Origin of the sequence: Streptomyces griseoviridis, assembly GCF_005222485.1 — a bacterium.
Lineage (GTDB): Bacteria > Actinomycetota > Actinomycetes > Streptomycetales > Streptomycetaceae > Streptomyces > Streptomyces hintoniae.
Genome location: NZ_CP029078.1, coordinates 2,702,289 through 2,718,752 on the forward strand (window position 1 = coordinate 2,702,289; position 16,464 = coordinate 2,718,752).

Annotated in this window: 16 protein-coding genes; 11 read left to right on the top strand and 5 right to left on the bottom strand. The window is 73.2% G+C overall.

The annotated features are described in order from the left end of the window. Positions 1 to 39: 39 nt before the first annotated feature. Positions 40 to 753, bottom strand: coding sequence for an NADPH-dependent F420 reductase (npdG, locus tag DDJ31_RS11045; protein ID WP_127180444.1), 714 nt, complete (start codon positions 751 to 753; stop codon positions 40 to 42). Positions 754 to 926: 173 nt separating this feature from the next. Here npdG and DDJ31_RS11050 point away from each other — a divergent pair, with 173 nt between their 5' ends. Further along, complete coding sequence (locus tag DDJ31_RS11050) at positions 927 to 1,541, top strand: hypothetical protein (protein ID WP_127180443.1); 615 nt, start codon at positions 927 to 929, stop codon at positions 1,539 to 1,541. 46 nt (positions 1,542 to 1,587) lie between these two features. Then, positions 1,588 to 2,937 (top strand): MFS transporter, encoded by a 1,350-nt coding sequence (locus tag DDJ31_RS11055; protein ID WP_127180442.1) that lies wholly within the window; start codon positions 1,588 to 1,590, stop codon positions 2,935 to 2,937. A gap of 47 nt (positions 2,938 to 2,984) precedes the next feature. Here the strand turns inward: DDJ31_RS11055 and DDJ31_RS11060 are convergent, their stop codons facing one another. Next, positions 2,985 to 3,221: a hypothetical protein gene (locus DDJ31_RS11060; protein ID WP_171480806.1), complete on the bottom strand. Its 237-nt coding sequence runs from the start codon at positions 3,219 to 3,221 to the stop codon at positions 2,985 to 2,987. 58 nt (positions 3,222 to 3,279) lie between these two features. On the opposite strand from DDJ31_RS11060, the gene map reads away from it, so the two are divergent. Both map and DDJ31_RS11070 read left to right on the top strand, forming a co-directional pair. Next, positions 3,280 to 4,137 carry a type I methionyl aminopeptidase gene (gene map, locus DDJ31_RS11065; RefSeq protein WP_127180441.1) on the top strand — a complete coding sequence of 286 codons (858 nt, stop codon included), beginning with the start codon at positions 3,280 to 3,282 and terminating at the stop codon, positions 4,135 to 4,137. Between the two features lie 124 nt (positions 4,138 to 4,261). After that, entirely contained in the window at positions 4,262 to 4,909 is a 648-nt protein-coding gene (locus DDJ31_RS11070; RefSeq protein WP_127180440.1) for a heme oxygenase (biliverdin-producing), read from the top strand. Between the two features lie 74 nt (positions 4,910 to 4,983). Here DDJ31_RS11070 and DDJ31_RS11075 read toward each other — a convergent pair whose 3' ends face one another. The 3 genes from DDJ31_RS11075 to DDJ31_RS11085 all read right to left on the bottom strand — a co-directional run bounded on the left by DDJ31_RS11075 (position 4,984) and on the right by DDJ31_RS11085 (position 8,834). Beyond that, positions 4,984 to 5,628: a PhzF family phenazine biosynthesis protein gene (locus DDJ31_RS11075; protein WP_127180439.1), complete on the bottom strand. Its 645-nt coding sequence runs from the start codon at positions 5,626 to 5,628 to the stop codon at positions 4,984 to 4,986. Positions 5,629 to 5,698: 70 nt separating this feature from the next. Continuing rightward, positions 5,699 to 7,255, bottom strand: a complete 1,557-nt coding sequence (locus DDJ31_RS11080; protein WP_127180438.1) for an HtaA domain-containing protein — start codon at positions 7,253 to 7,255, stop codon at positions 5,699 to 5,701. A 61-nt stretch (positions 7,256 to 7,316) separates the two neighbouring features. Beyond that, on the bottom strand, positions 7,317 to 8,834 hold the full coding sequence (locus DDJ31_RS11085; RefSeq protein ID WP_127180437.1) for an HtaA domain-containing protein: 1,518 nt from the start codon (positions 8,832 to 8,834) through the stop codon (positions 7,317 to 7,319). A gap of 106 nt (positions 8,835 to 8,940) precedes the next feature. Here DDJ31_RS11085 and DDJ31_RS11090 point away from each other — a divergent pair, with 106 nt between their 5' ends. The 7 genes from DDJ31_RS11090 to DDJ31_RS11120 all read left to right on the top strand — a co-directional run bounded on the left by DDJ31_RS11090 (position 8,941) and on the right by DDJ31_RS11120 (position 16,444). After that, positions 8,941 to 9,954, top strand: a complete 1,014-nt coding sequence (locus DDJ31_RS11090; protein WP_127180436.1) for a heme/hemin ABC transporter substrate-binding protein — start codon at positions 8,941 to 8,943, stop codon at positions 9,952 to 9,954. Beyond that, entirely contained in the window at positions 9,951 to 11,039 is a 1,089-nt protein-coding gene (locus DDJ31_RS11095; RefSeq protein WP_127180435.1) for a FecCD family ABC transporter permease, read from the top strand. Before DDJ31_RS11090 ends, DDJ31_RS11095 begins: the two co-directional genes overlap by 4 nt. A gap of 80 nt (positions 11,040 to 11,119) precedes the next feature. Next, positions 11,120 to 11,938: a heme ABC transporter ATP-binding protein gene (locus tag DDJ31_RS11100; protein ID WP_127180434.1), complete on the top strand. Its 819-nt coding sequence runs from the start codon at positions 11,120 to 11,122 to the stop codon at positions 11,936 to 11,938. Between the two features lie 199 nt (positions 11,939 to 12,137). Further along, positions 12,138 to 13,289 (top strand): iron uptake system protein EfeO, encoded by a 1,152-nt coding sequence (gene efeO, locus DDJ31_RS11105; protein WP_127180433.1) that lies wholly within the window; start codon positions 12,138 to 12,140, stop codon positions 13,287 to 13,289. A gap of 8 nt (positions 13,290 to 13,297) precedes the next feature. Next, the gene (gene efeB, locus DDJ31_RS11110) at positions 13,298 to 14,608 is read left to right on the top strand and encodes an iron uptake transporter deferrochelatase/peroxidase subunit (RefSeq protein WP_127180432.1); all 1,311 of its coding nucleotides are present in this window, start codon (positions 13,298 to 13,300) and stop codon (positions 14,606 to 14,608) included. 2 nt (positions 14,609 to 14,610) lie between these two features. Continuing rightward, positions 14,611 to 15,483 carry an iron uptake transporter permease EfeU gene (gene efeU / locus DDJ31_RS11115; protein WP_127182857.1) on the top strand — a complete coding sequence of 291 codons (873 nt, stop codon included), beginning with the start codon at positions 14,611 to 14,613 and terminating at the stop codon, positions 15,481 to 15,483. After that, complete coding sequence (locus tag DDJ31_RS11120) at positions 15,443 to 16,444, top strand: hypothetical protein (RefSeq protein WP_127180431.1); 1,002 nt, start codon at positions 15,443 to 15,445, stop codon at positions 16,442 to 16,444. The genes efeU and DDJ31_RS11120 overlap by 41 nt, the downstream gene beginning before the upstream one ends. Positions 16,445 to 16,464: the final 20 nt, after the last annotated feature.

The window sequence follows — 16,464 nt, forward strand, 5'->3', positions numbered from 1 at the left end:
GGGGACACTGCTGGCGGGCCACCAGTGTCCCCCATCGGCTCAGACGTCGGTGACGCGGAGCCCCGCGTGCGCCTTGTAGCGGCGGTTCACCGAGATCAGGTTGGCGACCAGCGACTCCACCTGGTGGGCGTTGCGCAGCCGGCCCGCGAAGACACCCCGCATCCCGGCGATCCGGCCGGCCAGGGCCTGCACGATCTCGACGTCGGCGCGCTCCTCGCCGAGCACCATGACGTCGGTGTCGATCTCGGCGATCTCCGGGTCCTGGAGCAGCACGGCCGACAGATGGTGGAAGGCGGCGGCGACCCGGGAGCCGGGGAGCAGGGCGGCGGCCTGCTCGGCGGCGCTGCCCTCCTCCGGCTTGAGCGCGTAGGCGCCCTTCTTGTCGAAGCCGAGCGGGTTGACGCAGTCGACGACGAGCTTGCCGGCCAGTTCCTCGCGCAGCGATTCGAGGGTCTTGCCGTGGCCCTCCCAGGGCACCGCGACGATCACGACGTCGCTGCGCCTGGCGGTCTCGGCGTTGTCGGCGCCCTCGACCCCGTGGCCGAGTTCGTCGGCGGCGGCCCGCGCGCGGTCGGCGGCCCGGGAGCCGATGATCACCCGCTGTCCGGCCAGGGCGAGCCGGTAGGCGAGTCCCTTGCCCTGCGGGCCTGTCCCGCCGAGCACCCCGACGACGAGCCCGGAGACGTCGGGCAGGTCCCAGGGGTCCTTGGCGGGGGCCTTCGCGGGGGTCTGTGCACTGTCGCTAGAGGTCATGGGCCGACTGTACGTCCGGGCACGTCGGGGCGGTGCGCGGCCGTCCGCCAGGTGAGGCGCGTCACGGGCGGACGGCGGACACCGGGCGCCGGCCACCGGCGGTGTCACCGACATGGGGGAATCGGCGGCGAACGGCCGGTGCGGGGGCGGTGGTTGGGGCAGGATGCCCGGACATGGACGCCGTACGGGTCGCGCTGCTGCGTGAAGTGCTCGCCGGGACCAAGTGGTTGGGGGCCACCCGGAGATTCGCGGGGGCGCTGCGCGGGTCGGTGGTCTCGCACGGCGGCGGGCTGCTGCTCGTCGGGACACCGCGGTACGAGCCGTGGCATCTGGCGGCCCATCTGGTGGACGAGGCCGCCTGGTCGGGGACGCCCGAGCTGGCGCCGACGCTGGTGCGGCACGGGGCGCGGGCGGCGGACCCGGCGCATCTCGCGGTGGGGCTCGGGCGACTGGCGGCGGCCAGGCGCGGGGAGACGCTGCTCGTGGTGTCGGCGGGCGGCCCCGGGGTGCCGCTCCTGGAGCGGGTGCACGACGCGCGGCGGGCCGGGGCGACGGTGCTCGCGCTGGGCCCAGGCGAGGGTCAAGGGGACGGGGACCTGGCGTCGATGGCGCACGAGGCGCTGGCGGTGCCCGAGGGCGCCGAACTGGATCTGGACACCGTGCAGCACCTGGTGAGCGCGGCGGTCGGCGAGCAGCCGCTGCCCGCGCCGCGCGGCCGGCGCGGATTCCGCGACCGGCTCTCCCGCCTCGCCGACCAGCTGACGTCACCGCCCCCGGCCCGCTGGTAGAAAAGTGTTTGCCCGCCGCGGCCGGTCCGGCTGATCATGATCTGTTGTGACCGATGACGCCCCCTCCTCCCGTCTGCGCGCCCTGCTGCCCGATCTCACGCCGTGGCGGGCCTCCGTCGACTTCCGGCGGCTGTGGATCTCCGGGGCGATCTCGACGTTCGGCAGCTTCCTGACGTTCGTCGCGCTGCCCGTGCAGATCAAGGAGCTGACCGGTTCGGCGGCGGCGGTCGGCGCGATCGGGGCCGTGGAGCTGGTGCCGCTGATCGTGTTCGGGCTGTACGGCGGGGCCCTCGCCGACGCCATGGACAAGCGGAAGCTGATCGTCTGGACGGAGGCGGGGCAGGGGCTGCTGAGTGTGGCGCTGCTGGTCAACTCGCTGCTGCCGCACCCCGTCGTGTGGCCGCTGTACGTCGTCGCCGCGCTCTCCTCCGCGCTGGTCTCGGTGCAGCGCCCGGCGCTCGACTCGCTGTTCCCGCGGCTGGTGGCGCACGAGCACCTGCCGGCCGCCGCCGCGCTGAACTCGCTGCGCTGGACCGTCGGCGGGGTCGCGGGCCCGGCGCTCGCCGGTGTGGTGGTGGCGTACGCGGGGCTCGGCTGGGCGTACGGCGTGGATCTGCTGACGTTCTTCCTCTCCGTCCTGATGGTCGTCAGGATCGCCGCCGCCCCCGCCTCCCACGAGGCCGTGAAGCCGTCGCTGCGGGCCATCGCCGAGGGCGCCAGGTACGCGTGGAACCGCAAGGAGCTGCTGGGGACCTACGCCGTCGACCTCGCCGCGATGTTCCTGGCGATGCCGCTCGCGGTGCTGCCGTTCCTCGCCGACGAGCTGGACGCCGACTGGTCGCTCGGCCTGATGTACGCGGCCCTTCCCGCCGGTTCCCTGGTGGTGAGCCTGACCAGCGGCTGGACCTCGCGGGTCGACCGGCACGGCCGGATGGTGGTGCTCTCGGCGGCGCTGTGGGGTCTGGCCATCGCGGCGGCGGGCGTGGTCGGCAACGTCTGGCTGGTGCTGCTGTTCCTCGCCGTGGCCGGCGGCTGCGACATGGTCAGCGGGATCTTCCGGGGCGCCATGTGGAACCAGACGATCCCGGACGAGCTGCGCGGGCGGCTCGCCGGGATCGAACTGCTGTCGTACTCGGTGGGGCCGACGGTCGGCCAGGTCCGCTCGGGCGGTCTCGCCGCGCTCTACGGCGTGCGCGCCTCGGTCTGGTCGGGCGGGCTGCTGTGCGCGGGCGCGGTCGGGCTGCTGGCGCTCTGCCTGCCGCAGCTGATGCGCTACGACGTCAGGACCAACGAGCACGCGGTGCGGATGCGCGACAAGCGCGCCGCCGCCGCGGCCCCGCCCCCGGCCCAGCCAGGGGCGGAAGCGAAGGCGGAGACGGTCGGGCCGCAGGGCTGAGGCGAACCGCCCCCGCACCCGGCGCGCGCCGGGTGCGGCCGTCCCCGTCAGGTCCGGTCGTCGTCACCGCCCGTGGCCTGGGCGTCGTGCCACTTGGGGTCGTTCTCCCACTCGAGGTTCCGCTCCCTGGCGGTCTCCATCGCGTGCTGCGCCTCCTGCCGGGAGGCGTAAGGACCGAAGCGGTCCTTGGCGGGGCACTCGGGCCCCTCCTCGACCTTCCGGTGTTCCAGGCAGTAGTACCACTCGCCCGGTTTGCCGACGGTCCGCTTCTTGAACAGCGCCATGATCTGCTCCTCTCGCCACCCCCATGTTCCCCCGAGCCCGCTGGTTAGACTCCCTGACATGTCTGGCCAGTCGCTGCTCGCACCAGGGGAGCTCTCTCCCACCCGTCAGGTGCCCGGGAACATCCGCCGTCCCGAGTACGTCGGCAAGCCCGCGCCGACCCCGTACACCGGTCCGGAGGTGCAGACCCCGGAGACCGTCGAGGCGATGCGCAGGGCCGGGACGATCGCCGCCCGCGCGATGGCGGAGGCGGCGAAGCTGATCGCGCCGGGCGTCACCACGGACGCGCTGGACGAGGTGGCGCACACGTACATGTGCGACCACGGCGCCTATCCGTCGACGCTGGGGTACCGGGGTTTCCCCAAGTCGCTGTGCACGTCGGTCAACGAGGTGATCTGCCACGGCATCCCGGACTCGACGGTGCTGCGCGACGGCGACATCGTCAACCTGGACGTGACGGCGTACATCGGCGGGGTGCACGGCGACAACAACGCGACGTACCTGGTGGGCGACGTCGACGAGGAGAGCCGGCTGCTGGTGGAGCGGACCAGGGAGTCCCTGGACCGGGCGATCAAGGCGGTCAGGCCCGGCCGGCAGATCAACATCATCGGCCGGGTCATCGAGTCGTACGCCAAGCGGTTCGGGTACGGCGTGGTGCGGGACTTCACCGGGCACGGCATCAACTCGTCGTTCCACTCGGGTCTGATCGTCCCGCACTACGACAGCCCGCACGCGACGACGGTCATCCAGCCGGGGATGACCTTCACGATCGAGCCGATGCTGACCCTCGGCACCCACGAGTACGACATGTGGGACGACGGCTGGACGGTCGTCACCAAGGACCGCAGGCGCACCGCGCAGTTCGAGCACACGCTGGTGGTGACGGACGCCGGCGCCGAGGTCCTGACGCTGCCGTAGCGGTCGCCGCCGACCGGGAGGACCCGCCCCCTGCTGGAGGCGGGTCTTTTCTTGTACGCTTTTACCGACAGGACGTCGGGAAAAGCATTGACTTAGGTAAGGCTTACCTTAGATGATTCGTCCCATGGAGTCCTTCTCGACAGTCATCCGTACCGCGTCCCACGAACAGCACGTGGAGGCGGAGACCTCGACGTTCATGAGCGACCTGCTCGGCGGCAGGCTCGGCGTCGACGCGTACGCGCGCTACACCGAGCAGCTGTGGTTCGTGTACCAGGCGCTGGAAGCGGGCGCCGAGCGGCTGGCGTCCGACCCGGTGGCCGGCCCCTTCATCAGACCGGAGCTGTTCCGCCAGGCCGCCCTCGAACACGACCTGGCCCATCTGCGCGGCCCCGACTGGCGCGGCGGCCTGTCCGCCCTGCCCGCCACCCGCGCCTACGCCGACCGGGTGCGGGAGTGCGCCGAGCAGTGGCCCGCCGGCTACATCGCGCACCACTACACCCGCTACCTCGGCGACCTCTCCGGCGGCCAGATCATCCGCGACAAGGCGGAGAGGACCTGGGGCTTCGAGCGCAAGGGCGACGGCGTGCGCTTCTACGTCTTCGACGGCATCGACAACCCGGCGGCGTTCAAGCGCGGCTACCGCGAACTGCTGGACGCGGTACGGGCCGACGACCTGGAGAAGCAGCGGATCGTGGCCGAGTGCAAGAAGGCGTTCGCGCTGAACAGCGGGGTCTTCACGGCCCTGGGCGAGGAGTTCCGCCTCTCCGCGTGAGAGCGGCGCCCACGGCCTCCCCTCTCACCCTCCCCCTCACCTTCCCCCGCCCCCGCCCCCGACCTCTGCGGGCCCTACCGCTCCAGTCGGACCCTGCCTCCCACCTCCACCCAGCCGCCCGGCTGCGGGGCCGTCAGGAGCTGGGAGCCCGCACCCTGCGTGATGTTGAGCGCCCGTCCGAGCCGGTCCGTGAGCAGGATCGCCGCCGCGCCCGTCGCCTCGTCCTCGTCGATGCCGTCGCCACGGCCGGGGAAGGCACGGGCGCGGACGCGTCCCGCGGCCTCGTCCTCCCACGCCCAGGCGTAGATCCACTCGCCGGGCGGCGGCACCCGCAGGGCGTCCACCTCGGCGGCCGTGGCGTACTGGCGCAGGGTGCGCGGCGGTGCCCACTCGGCGCGGGCCTCGATCCAGCTGAACTCGCCGTCGAGCCGGGCCCCCACCACCCCCGCGGGCGTGACCAGTTCGGGCACGTCGAGCAGCCAGGCGGTGCCGACGCAGGGGTGGCCCGCGAACGGCAGCCGCAGGGTGGGCGTGTAGATGTCGATGACTCCGCGCTCGGGGTCGTCCACGAACACCGTCTCGCTGAAGCCGAGTTCGGCCGCGAGTTCCTGGCGGTCGGCGCGGTCGGGCAGGACGGAGCCCTCACGGATCACGCCCAGCTCATTGCCGTATCCGCCCTTCGGGCCGCAGAAGACACGCAGTACGTCGTAGTCGCTCACGCGGGCATTTAAACATCACGGATGCGGGGCGGGAGCGTCGTCCGCTCCCGCCCCGCGCGCCTGCGTCGTGCTACTGCGCCGTACGGCGGCGGCGCACCGCGAGGACCACGCCCGCGCCCGCCGCGACGGCCACCGCGGCGGCCGTGCCGAGCGCGGCCACCGGGACGTCGGAGCCGGTGGCGGCGAGGCCGCCGGTGATGCCGCCCGTGGTGGATCCCGTGGTCCCGCCGGAGACGGAGCCGGTGCCGCCGGTGCCGCCGCCCGTGGTGCCCGAGCCCCCGGTGGAGCCCGAGCCGCCGGCCGAGCCCGAGCCGCCGGCCGAGCCCGAGCCGCCGCCGTCCGGGAGGTCGGCGTCGTCGCTCAGGGCCACCGACAGGCCGAGCGGGTCGAGTTCGGCGCCCGCCTGGTAGTAGCCGCTGAAGGCCTTGGCGCCGGCCTCGGTGAGGGTCGCGGTGACGTCGTCGACGGTGATGACGTCGCCCTCGGCGGTCAGGTCGGCGGAGCCGGCCTTGAGGTCGGCGAGGACGACGTCCTCGGTCTTCTTGCCGAGGCTGGTGACGTCCGCGGTCAGCTCGCCCCTGCCGCCGTCGAGGCTGACGTTCAGGTCGCTGAGGGTCAGGTCGAGGGCGTACGCGCCGTTCGTCTCATGGCCCTTGAAGTTCACGGCGCCCTCGAAGGCGGCCGAGAGGCTGCCGGCGTCGGTGTCGTAGCCGCCGGTCGCCTTGACGAAGGTGAAGGCGCCGTTGCCGGTGGCCTGGGTGGCGCCGCCCGACGCGGTGATCCGCCCGTTGGCCACGCTGCCGACGACGTAGCCGCGGAAGGACTCCTTCACGCCCCAGCCGAGCCGGCCGTCGACGATGTCGCCCTTGGTGGCGGGCTCGGTGGCGGTCGCCGAGGGGCTCGCGCCGGTGCTCGGCGAACCGCTGCCGGTGGGCGAGGCGGAGGCGGTCGGGGAGCCGGTCGGCGAGGCGGACGGCTCGGGGGCGGTCGGGCTCGGCGACGAGGAGGGCTCCTCGGTGACCGAAGGGGAGGGGGAGGCGGGCGGCTCGGAGGTCGGGGGCGTCGTCTGGACGACGGTCAGCGGGTCGCCGGCCGCGTCGGCGTAGCTCGCGCTGCCGAAGACGTCCGCGGCCTCCTTGGTGAGGGTGGTCGCCATCTCCTTCATGTCCCGGGTGACGGTGACAGTGGCGAGCGGGACGTCGTCCGTGGTCGTGCCGTCGCGGGTGACGTCGGCGGTGATCTCGGCGTCCTTGCTGTCGAACCTGACGTCCGACAGCTCGATCTCGAAGCCGTGCGCCTTCGACTCGATCCTCAGGCCGCCCTTGAAGGCGAGGGCCAGGGTGTGTCCGGTGGAGTCGTAGCTGCCCGCGCCGTCCACGAAGGTGAACGCGCCGTTGCCCGCGGCCTGGGTCGCACCGGCCGACGGGGTGAAGCTGCCCTGGGCGTAGGTCGCCACATAGGTGCGGTAGGACTGCTTGATGCCCCACGTCAACTCGTAGCCGCTGAGCGGCACTTCGGCGGCGGACGCGGTGGTCGCGCCGGCCGTGGCGAGCGCGGTGGCGCCGAGCGCGGCGGCGGTGGCCACGGCGGCGGCGAGAGCGGTGGAACGTCGTCGTCTGACGGGCATGTCGGGGGTTCTCCTCAAGGTGGTCCGCCGTCCGGCGGGTGCGGTGAAGTGAGTGGGGGGATCAGCCCCGCGGTCCGGAACCGGGGCCCGTGCCGGGGCCGTTCTCCTTCGCGGGGGCGGTGGCCTGGTCCTGAGGGGCGGCCGGGGTGGGCGCCTGGGCGGGCGCCGGGGCCGGGGCGGTCTCGACGGCGACGCGGGTGCGGCGGCTGCGGACGACCGTGTAGGCCGCGCCGGCCAGCAGCAGCGCGCCGGCCGCGAGACCGACGGGCAGGGCGGGGAAGCCGCCGTCGCCTCCGGTGCCGCTCGCGACGGGCTGCGCCGCGTCCTTCCGGGCCGACGGCGAGGACGAGGGGGCGGGCGACGCGCTGGGCGTGGGGGTGCTGCCCAGGTCGGGCAGGGCGGGCAGGGCCGCGTCGGCGGTGAGGGCCACCGCCAGCGACACCGGGTCCATCGCGGTGCCCGCCCGGTACATGCCGCCGAAGGCCGCCGCGCCCTCGGCGGTGAGCTTCGCGGGCGCCTCGGTGACCTTCGCGAGGCCGCCCTTCGCCTTCAGGCCCTTCGCCGCGAAGGTGACGAGCGGGACCTTCTTCGCGGTCAGGTCGGGGCTGGTGACGTCGGCGTAGAGGGTGCCCTCGCCGTCCTCGACGACCGCCCGGACGCCGCTCAGTCTCAGGTCGAGGCCCCTCTCGCCGGTGAAGGCGACGGCTCCGGCGAACGACGCCTTCAGGTCGCCGCCGGTGAAGGTGCCCTCGCCCTTCGGGAAGCGGAAGAGGGCTCCGCCGTCCTGGGCACCGGCGGACAGCGTCCAGCGGCCCCGCGCGATGTCGCCGGTGACGTACTCGCGGAAGGTGCGGCGCACGCCCCAGTCGACAGCGCCGTTCTTCAGGGTGCCGTCCGAAGTCTCCTTCTTCGCGGGCGACATGGACGGCTTCGGGGTGCTCGACGCCTTCGGGACCGCGGCCGGCTCGACGTCCGCCGACAGGCTCACCGGGTCGAGCGCGGTGCCCGCCGTGTAGTACCCGGCGAAGGAGCGGGCGCCCTGCGCGGTGAGGGTGGCGGGGAGGTTGGTGAGGACGACCTCGTCGCCGTCGCCCCGCATGTCGATCCCGCCGAGCGACAGCGTGGCGAACGGGACCTGACGGGACGTCGTGACCGCCCCGGTCTCCTTCGCCTTGCTGACGACGTCCACGAAGAGGGTGCCGGACGATCCGGCGACGCTCACCGTGGGGCGGCTGAGGGTGAGGTCGAGCTGGTAGGCGCCGGAGTCGGTGCGGTGGCCGAGGAAGTGGACGCCGCCCGAGAAGCCGGCCCGGAAGGAGCCCGCCGCGCCGTCGTAGGCGCCGCTCGCCGAGTGGAACCTGAAGCCGCCGCCGCCGACGGTGGCCGCGCCGCCGGTGAGGGAGTAACTCCCCTTGGCTATCGGGCCGGTGACGTAGGTCTGGAAGGACGACTTGATGCCCCAGTCGAGCCGGCCGCCCTGCACGGTGCGGCTCGCGGCGTGCGCCGCGGTCGCGGGGAGGAGGGCGCCGAGGACGGCCGCGCAGAGCACGGTCACCAGGGCACGTAGGCGCGCGGGCATGGAAGGTCCTCCGGATACGACAGCCGGTAGCGAGCGAAGGTAAGGCTAACCTAAGCTTTGCCGGAGCCATACCGGCAGTGGCCGACAGAAAGGAACGGACCAGACAGTGCGACGCTTGCGCACACGACTGGCGGGAGCACTGGTGTCCGTGCTCGCCCTCACCCTGACCGCGACCGCCTGCGGCGGTCCCGCGGACGCGAAGTCCGCCGCGCCGACCGCCTCCACGGCGTCCGCGAACCGGGTCGAGCCGCTGACCGGCACCGCCCGCCCCGCCCTCCCCGTGACCACTCGCTCGGCCGACGGCAGGAAGGTGACCGTCGAGAGGGCCGACCGCGTCGTGCCGCTCTCCGGCAGCCTCAGCGAGATCGTGTTCACGCTCGGCCTCGGCGACCGGGTCGTCGCCCGGGACGTCACCGCCACCTTCCAACAGGCGTCGGAACTGCCCGTGGTGACCCGCGGCCACGACGTCTCCGCCGAGAGCGTGCTCTCCCTCGGACCCGACCTGGTGCTGGCCGAGACCACCACGGGCCCGGACGAGGCCGTCGACCAGATCCGCGCCGCGGGCGTCCCGGTCCTGGTCGTCCCCGCCGCCCAGGGCCTCGACGACGTCGGCCGGCGCATCGGCGCGGTCGCCGACGCCCTCGGCGTACCGGCCGCGGGCGCACGGCTCACCGAGCGGTCCGAGACCCGGATCGCCGCCGCGCGCACGGCGGTTCCCGACCAGCGGACGAGACCGCGGGTCGCCTTCCTCTATCTGCGCGGCTCCGCCTCCGTCTATCTGATCGGCGGCAAGGGGTCGGGGGCGGGCTCCCTCATCGAGGCGGCCGGCGGGATCGACGCGGGCACCGAGTCCGGGCTGACGAAGGACTTCACCGCCATCACCAGCGAGGCCCTGGTGAAGGCCGCGCCCGACGCGATCCTCGTGATGACCAAGGGACTCGAGTCGGTCGGCGGCGTCGACGGCCTGCTGAAGATCCCCGGCGTGGCCGAGACCCCGGCCGGCATGGACCGGCGGATCGTCTCCGTCGAGGACGGGGTGCTCCTCAACTACGGACCGCGCACCGACCAGGTGCTGACGTCCGTCGTGACGCAGCTCTACCGCGAGGACGGCGCGAAGTGACCGTGCTCGACACACCCACGAAGGCCGGGTCCGAGCCGGCCGCCCCCGGGGAACGCCGGCGCTCCACCACCCGGCTGCTCACCGCGGGGCTGCTCCTCGCGCTGCTCGCGCTGGTCCCGGTCGCCGCGTCGATGGGCGCCTACCCGGTGCCGGTCACCGACGTCCTCGCCTCCGTGCAGCACCGGATCGGGCTCGGCGGCACCGGGCTCGACCGGGTCGCCGAGTCGGTGCTGTGGAACGTGCGGTTCCCGAGGATCGTGCTCGCGCTGCTCGTCGGCGCCTCCCTGGGCTGCGCCGGCGCGCTGATGCAGGGTGTCTTCGGCAACCCGCTCGCCGAACCGGGCGTGATCGGCGTCTCGTCCGGGGCGGCGGTGGGCGCGGTCGGGGCGATCGCGTTCGGCCTGACCTTCCTCGGGAACTGGACGGTCACGCTGTTCGCGTTCGTCTCCGGGCTCGCCACCGCGCTCCTCGTCTACACGATGTCCCGGTCGGGGGGCCGCACCGAGGTGGTGACCCTGATCCTGACCGGCATCGCGGTGAACGCCTTCGGCGGCGCCCTGATCGGCCTCTTCCTCTTCTTCGCGGACACCGCGGCCGTGAACCAGATCACCTTCTGGCAGTTGGGCTCGCTCTCGGCGGCCACCTGGCCGAAGGTGCTCGCGGTGCTGCCGTGCGCGGCCGTCGGCCTGGCCGTCGCGCCCCTGTACTCCCGCAGGCTCGACCTCCTCGCGCTCGGCGAACGCCCGGCCAGGCACCTGGGCGTGGACGTGGAGCGGCTGCGGATCGTGCTGGTCCTGGTGATCGCCCTGCTGACGGCGGCCGCGGTGAGCGTCTCCGGCATCATCAGCTTCGTCGGCCTGGTCGTCCCGCATCTGCTGCGGATGGCGGCGGGCCCCGGGCACCGCTTCCTGGTGCCGGCCAGCGCGCTGCTCGGCGCGCTGGTGCTGCTGGCCGCCGATCTGACGGCCCGTACCGTGGCCGCCCCGGCGGAACTCCCGCTGGGTGTCCTGACCGCGCTGCTGGGCAGCCCGTTCTTCTTCTGGCTGCTGCGCAGGACGCGGCGCAGGCAGGGGGGTTGGGCATGACGGCCGAGAAAGCGGCGGCGGCACCCACGCCCCGGACGCCCACGTCACCCCCCTCACCTCCGACACCGAGGACGACTCGTATGCGGCTCCTGCGTCACCGTCCCGTGCCCCCCTCCCCCGTCGCGCCCGGCGGCACGGTCGCCGAGGCCGAGGCGGTGCGGGTCCTGCTAGGCGGGCGGCCGGTTCTCGACGACGTCCATGTCACCGTCAGGGCCGGCGAGGTGCTCGCCCTGGTCGGGCCCAACGGCGCCGGGAAATCGACCCTGTTGGGCGCGCTGGCGGCCGATGTCCCGGTCGCCTCCGGCGTGGTGCGCGTGCACGGCCGTCCGGTCTGCGAGTGGTCCGCGCCCGAACTCGCCCTGCGGCGGGCGGTGTTGCCGCAGGCGGCGGCGCTGTCGTTCCCGTTCACGGTCGAGGACGTGGTGCGGATGGGCCGCGCCCCGCACGCCGCCTCCCCCGCCGAGGACGAGTCGGCGGTGGCCGGGGCGATGGCCGCGACCGAGGTGACCGCGTTCGCGGCCCGGCCCTTCTCCGCGCTGAGCGGCGGCGAGCGGGCCAGGGTGGCGCTGGCCCGGGTGCTCGCCCAGCGGGCGCCGCTGCTGCTGCTCGACGAGCCGACGGCCGCGCTGGACCTGAAGCACCAGGAGCTGGTGCTGCGGCTGTGCCGGGAGCGGGCCCGCGCGGGGGACGCGGTGGTCGTCGTCCTGCACGATCTGGGGCTGGCCGCCGCGTACGCGCACCGGGTGGCGGTCCTGGCGGCGGGCCGGGTCGCGGCGGACGGGCCGCCCGCCGAGGTGTTCTCCGCGCCGCTGCTGTCGCGGGTCTACGACCAGCCGGTCGAGGTGTTCCCGCACCCGCGCACGGCCGCGCTCCTGATCACCCCTCAGCGGAACCTTTGAGTTTCCTTTGACTTCGATTTGACGAGTATTTTGAGCCACCGTGATCAGCTCGTGCCCGTCCGTCACACATGAGAGCTGAATCACCGCATGCGTGGGTATCACCCGGGTGAGGCTTGGATAAGTTAGGCGAGCCTCACCAACCCCGTGTGAGCCCGGACAGGCGATTCTTCGCCATCCCCGTCGCCCCTTTGGAGCCTGCATGCGAGCCGTCAGAGCCTCGTTCGTGACCGCCGCCGCGACCGCCGCGGCCCTGACCGCGGTCACCGGCTGCACGGAGAAGAGCAAGGCCGACGGCGACGGCGTGATCCAGGTGACCGCGGCCGACACGAAGTGCGAGACCTCCACCACCTCGGTGCCCGCGGGTCAGGTCACGCTGAAGATAGCGAACACGGGTTCCCGGGCGACCGAGGTGGAGATCCTCTTCCCCGACGACCGGATCGTCTCCGAGAAGGAGAACATCGGCCCCGGCACCAAGTACACGCTGACCGCCGAGGTGAAGGCCGGCTCGTACGAGATCGCCTGCCGGCCCGGCATGAAGGGCCTCGGCGTCCGCCAGAAGCTCACGGTCACCGGCGGCGGCAAGGTCGCCGCCCGCGACCCCGAGCTGGACAAGGCGGTCGCCGCCTACCGCGAGTACGCGCAGGAGCAGGCCGACGCGACGATCCCCGCCGTGGAGACGTTCGCGAACGCCGTCACCGCGGGCGACCTCGAAGCCGCCAAGAACGCCTTCGCCCCCTCCCGCGTCGGCTGGGAGCGCACCGAGCCGATCGCCGAGTCCTTCGGTGACATCGACCCGAAGACCGACACCCGCGCCGACGGCCTGGAGAAGGGCCAGAAGTGGACCGGCTGGCACGCGCTGGAGAAGGCGCTGTGGCAGGACAAGAAGATCGGCGCCGAGCAGAAGACGCTCGCCACCGACCTCGTCACCGACCTCAAGGACTGGCAGCGGCGGGTCGGCAAGGCCGAGATCACCCCGACCTCGATGGCCAACGGCGCCAAGGAACTCCTCGACGAGGTCGCCACCGGCAAGGTCACCGGCGAGGAGGACCGCTACTCGCACACCGACCTCAGCGACTTCCGCGCCAACGTCGAGGGCGCGCAGAAGGCGTACGAGCTGCTGAAGCCGGTCGCGGCGAAGAACGACGCGGCCCTCACCGCCGAACTCGACAAGCAGTTCGCCGCGTTGGACGCGCTGCTCGACACCTACCGCTCGGACAGCCCGGCGGACAAGGCGCAGAACGGCTACAGGTCCTACGACAAGGTGACCAAGGAGCAGCGCAAGGGTCTGTCGGACGCGGTCAACGCGCTGGCGGAGCCGCTCTCCAAGCTGGCCGCCGCCGTCGTGAAGTAGCCCGCGCGATGGCCGAGAACACCGAGAACACCGCGAACCCCCAGAACACCGCGAACACCGCGAACCAGGGCAGGACCGACGACAGGACCGACGGGGTCCGGCCCTCGCGCCGGGCGCTGATCGGCTGGGGCGGGGCCGGGCTCGCGCTCGGCGCCGCCGCCGCGGGCGGCGCGGCGGCGGCCCTCGCGAGCACCGGCGGCGACAGCGGGGCGGCGGGCTCCGCCGTGGACTTCCACGGCGCCCACCAGGCGGGCATCGCCACCGCGGTCCAGGACCGGCTGCACTTCGCCGCGTTCGACGTGCGGACCGACGACCGGGCCGCGTTCGTGCGGCTGCTCAAGGAGTGGACGGCCGCGGCCCGCCGGATGACGGCGGGCCTGCCCGTCGGTGACGGCGCCCACGGCGGGCTCGCCGAGGCGCCGCCCGACGACACCGGCGAGGCCCTGGGGCTGCACGCCTCCCGGCTGACCCTGACGATCGGTTTCGGGCCGTCGCTCTTCGAGGAGTTCGGTCTGCGCGACCGCAGGCCCGCCGCGCTCGTCGACCTGCCGCGGTTCCCGGGCGACAACCTGGACGCCTCCCGCACCGGCGGCGACCTGTGCGTGCAGGCCTGCGCCGACGACCCGCAGGTCGCCGTGCACGCCATCCGCAACCTGGCCCGCATCGGCTTCGGCACGGTCGCCGTCCGCTGGTCCCAACTGGGCTTCGGGAAGACGTCGTCGACCACCCCCGACGCCCAGACCCCGCGCAACCTCATGGGGTTCAAGGACGGCACCCGCAACATCGCGGGCACCGAGACCGGGCGGCTGGAGAAGTTCGTGTGGGTCGGCGAGGGCGACGGGCCCGGCTGGATGACCGGCGGCTCGTACCTCGTCGCCCGCCGCATCCGCATGAACATCGAGACCTGGGACCGGGCCTCGCTCCAGGAGCAGGAGGACGTCTTCGGCCGCGACAAGGGCGAAGGCGCGGCGGTCGGCAAGGCCAAGGAGCACGACCCGCCGTTCCTCAAGGCGATGAAACCGGACGCGCACGTCCGCCTCGCGCACCCCGACTCCAACCACGGGATCACCATCCTGCGCCGGGGCTACTCCTTCACCGACGGCACCGACGGCCTCGGCCGCCTGGACGCGGGCCTGTTCTTCCTCGCCTACCAGCGCGACATCCGCGAGGGGTTCGTGCCGCTGCAACGCGCCCTGGCGGCCAAGGACGCGCTCAACGAGTACATCCAGCACGTCGGTTCGGCGGTCTTCGCCGTCCCGCCCGGGGTCCGGGACGCGGACGACTGGTGGGGCCGCACGCTGTTCACCAAGGAGACGTGACCGTGTTCTCGAACTATCTGATCGGTCTGCGGGAGGGCCTGGAGGCCAGTCTCGTCGTCTGCATCCTGGTCGCCTACCTGGTCAAGACGGGCCGCAGGGACGCCCTGCGGCCGGTGTGGACCGGTATCGCCGTCGCGGTGCTGATCGCGATGGGCTTCGGCTGCGCCCTCGAATTCGGCTCCCAGGAGCTGACGTTCCAGGCGCAGGAGGCGCTCGGCGGCTCGCTGTCCGTCGTCGCGGTGGGCCTGGTGACGTGGATGGTGTTCTGGATGCGGCGCACCGCCCGGCACCTCCGCTCCGAACTGCACGGCCGGCTCGACGCGGCCCTCGCGATGGGCACCGGCGCGCTGGTCGCGACCGCGTTCCTCGCGGTGGGCCGGGAGGGTCTCGAGACGGCCCTGTTCGTGTGGGCGTCGGTGCACGCGGCGGGCGACGGCACCCCGCGCCCGCTGATCGGCGTGGCGCTCGGCCTGGCCACGGCGGTACTGCTCGGCTGGCTGTTCTACCGCGGCGCGCTCCGCATCAACCTGGCGAAGTTCTTCACCTGGACCGGCGGCATGCTGGTGGTCGTCGCGGCGGGCGTCCTCGCCTACGGCTTCCACGACCTCCAGGAGGCGGGCTGGCTGCCCGGCCTGACGGATCTGGCCTTCGACATCAGCGACACGATCCCGCCGGACAGCTGGTACGGCACCCTCCTGAAGGGCGTCCTCAACTTCCAGCCGGACCCGACCGTCCTCCAGGTCACGGTGTGGCTGCTGTACCTGGTCCCGACGCTCGCCCTGTTCCTCTCCCCGGTAGGGTTCGCCTCCGGGAAGGGGAAGGTGACGTCACCTGATGAGCAGGGATCTCGGCCCTCGAAGGCCCCGCAGGCTTGACCGGCGCGTCCTGTTGGCGGCCTCGGTGACCGCTTTGTCGCTGACGGCGAGCGGCTGCGTGGTGGTCCACGGGGAGCGCGAGGTGCTCCCCGCCACCACCCGCGCCGAAGCCGCCGTCGCGCTGCGGGAGTTCACGGCCGCGTACAACAAGGCGGATGCCGCGTACGACAGTTCGCTGGACGCCGACCATGTGACGGGTGCCCTCGGGGACATCGACGCGGCCCGGCTGAAGGCGGGCCACACGAACAGTCCGGGCGGCAACTCCGCGCACACGCCCCTGGAGTTCAGCGACGCCGTCTACACCATTCCCGAGAAGGCCGGCTGGCCGCGCTGGTTCATGGTGGAGGCGCAGGGCAACAAGGGCGGCGCCCTGCACTGGCTGATGCTGTTCACCCGGGACGGTCTGGACGAGACCTGGCAGGTGGCCTATCTGACGCTGGTGGCGCCCGACGCGCTGCCCGAGGTGCGCAAGAACGCCGACGGCTGGGCCGAGGCGGTGCCCGCGAACTCCACCGAACTGGCCGTGGTGCCCGACGAGTTGAGCAAGCGGTACGCCACCTACCTGAAGGAAGGCGGCGCGGGGTTCACGGCCGGCGCGCACACCAGCGGCTGGCGTGCGCAGCGCGCGAAGACGGCGAAGCGGCCGGGTCTCGCCACCCAGTACATCGACGAGCCGATGTCCGGCGACGCCTACGCCCCGCTGGCGCTGCGCACGGTGGACGGTGGCGCGCTGGTCTTCTTCACCACCCGGCGCTACGAGAAGCAGACGGCGTTCGCGGGCACGTCGATCCCCGCGCCGAACGCGAGCGTGAAGGCGCTGACCACCGGTGAGGTGCGGCAGTCGCTGACGATGGAGTTCATGTCGAACGGGGTGGCGGTGGACCCGGCGCGCGGCGCGGCCGACTCCGACGTGACCATCGTCTCCCGGCTCGAAGGGCTGACGTCGGCGCAGGGCGGCTGAGCGGACGCGGCCCGCGGTGG

Coding starts and splice junctions, on each gene's coding strand:
- npdG (WP_127180444.1), bottom strand. CDS start 753: ATGACCTCTAGCGACAGTGCACAGACCCCCGCGAAGGCCCCCGCCAAG.
- map (WP_127180441.1), top strand. CDS start 3,280: ATGTCTGGCCAGTCGCTGCTCGCACCAGGGGAGCTCTCTCCCACCCGT.
- DDJ31_RS11085 (WP_127180437.1), bottom strand. CDS start 8,834: ATGCCCGCGCGCCTACGTGCCCTGGTGACCGTGCTCTGCGCGGCCGTC.
- efeB (WP_127180432.1), top strand. CDS start 13,298: ATGGCCGAGAACACCGAGAACACCGCGAACCCCCAGAACACCGCGAAC.
- DDJ31_RS11080 (WP_127180438.1), bottom strand. CDS start 7,255: ATGCCCGTCAGACGACGACGTTCCACCGCTCTCGCCGCCGCCGTGGCC.
- DDJ31_RS11070 (WP_127180440.1), top strand. CDS start 4,262: ATGGAGTCCTTCTCGACAGTCATCCGTACCGCGTCCCACGAACAGCAC.
- DDJ31_RS11060 (WP_171480806.1), bottom strand. CDS start 3,221: ATGGCGCTGTTCAAGAAGCGGACCGTCGGCAAACCGGGCGAGTGGTAC.
- DDJ31_RS11100 (WP_127180434.1), top strand. CDS start 11,120: ATGCGGCTCCTGCGTCACCGTCCCGTGCCCCCCTCCCCCGTCGCGCCC.
- efeO (WP_127180433.1), top strand. CDS start 12,138: ATGCGAGCCGTCAGAGCCTCGTTCGTGACCGCCGCCGCGACCGCCGCG.
- DDJ31_RS11050 (WP_127180443.1), top strand. CDS start 927: ATGGACGCCGTACGGGTCGCGCTGCTGCGTGAAGTGCTCGCCGGGACC.
- DDJ31_RS11120 (WP_127180431.1), top strand. CDS start 15,443: ATGAGCAGGGATCTCGGCCCTCGAAGGCCCCGCAGGCTTGACCGGCGC.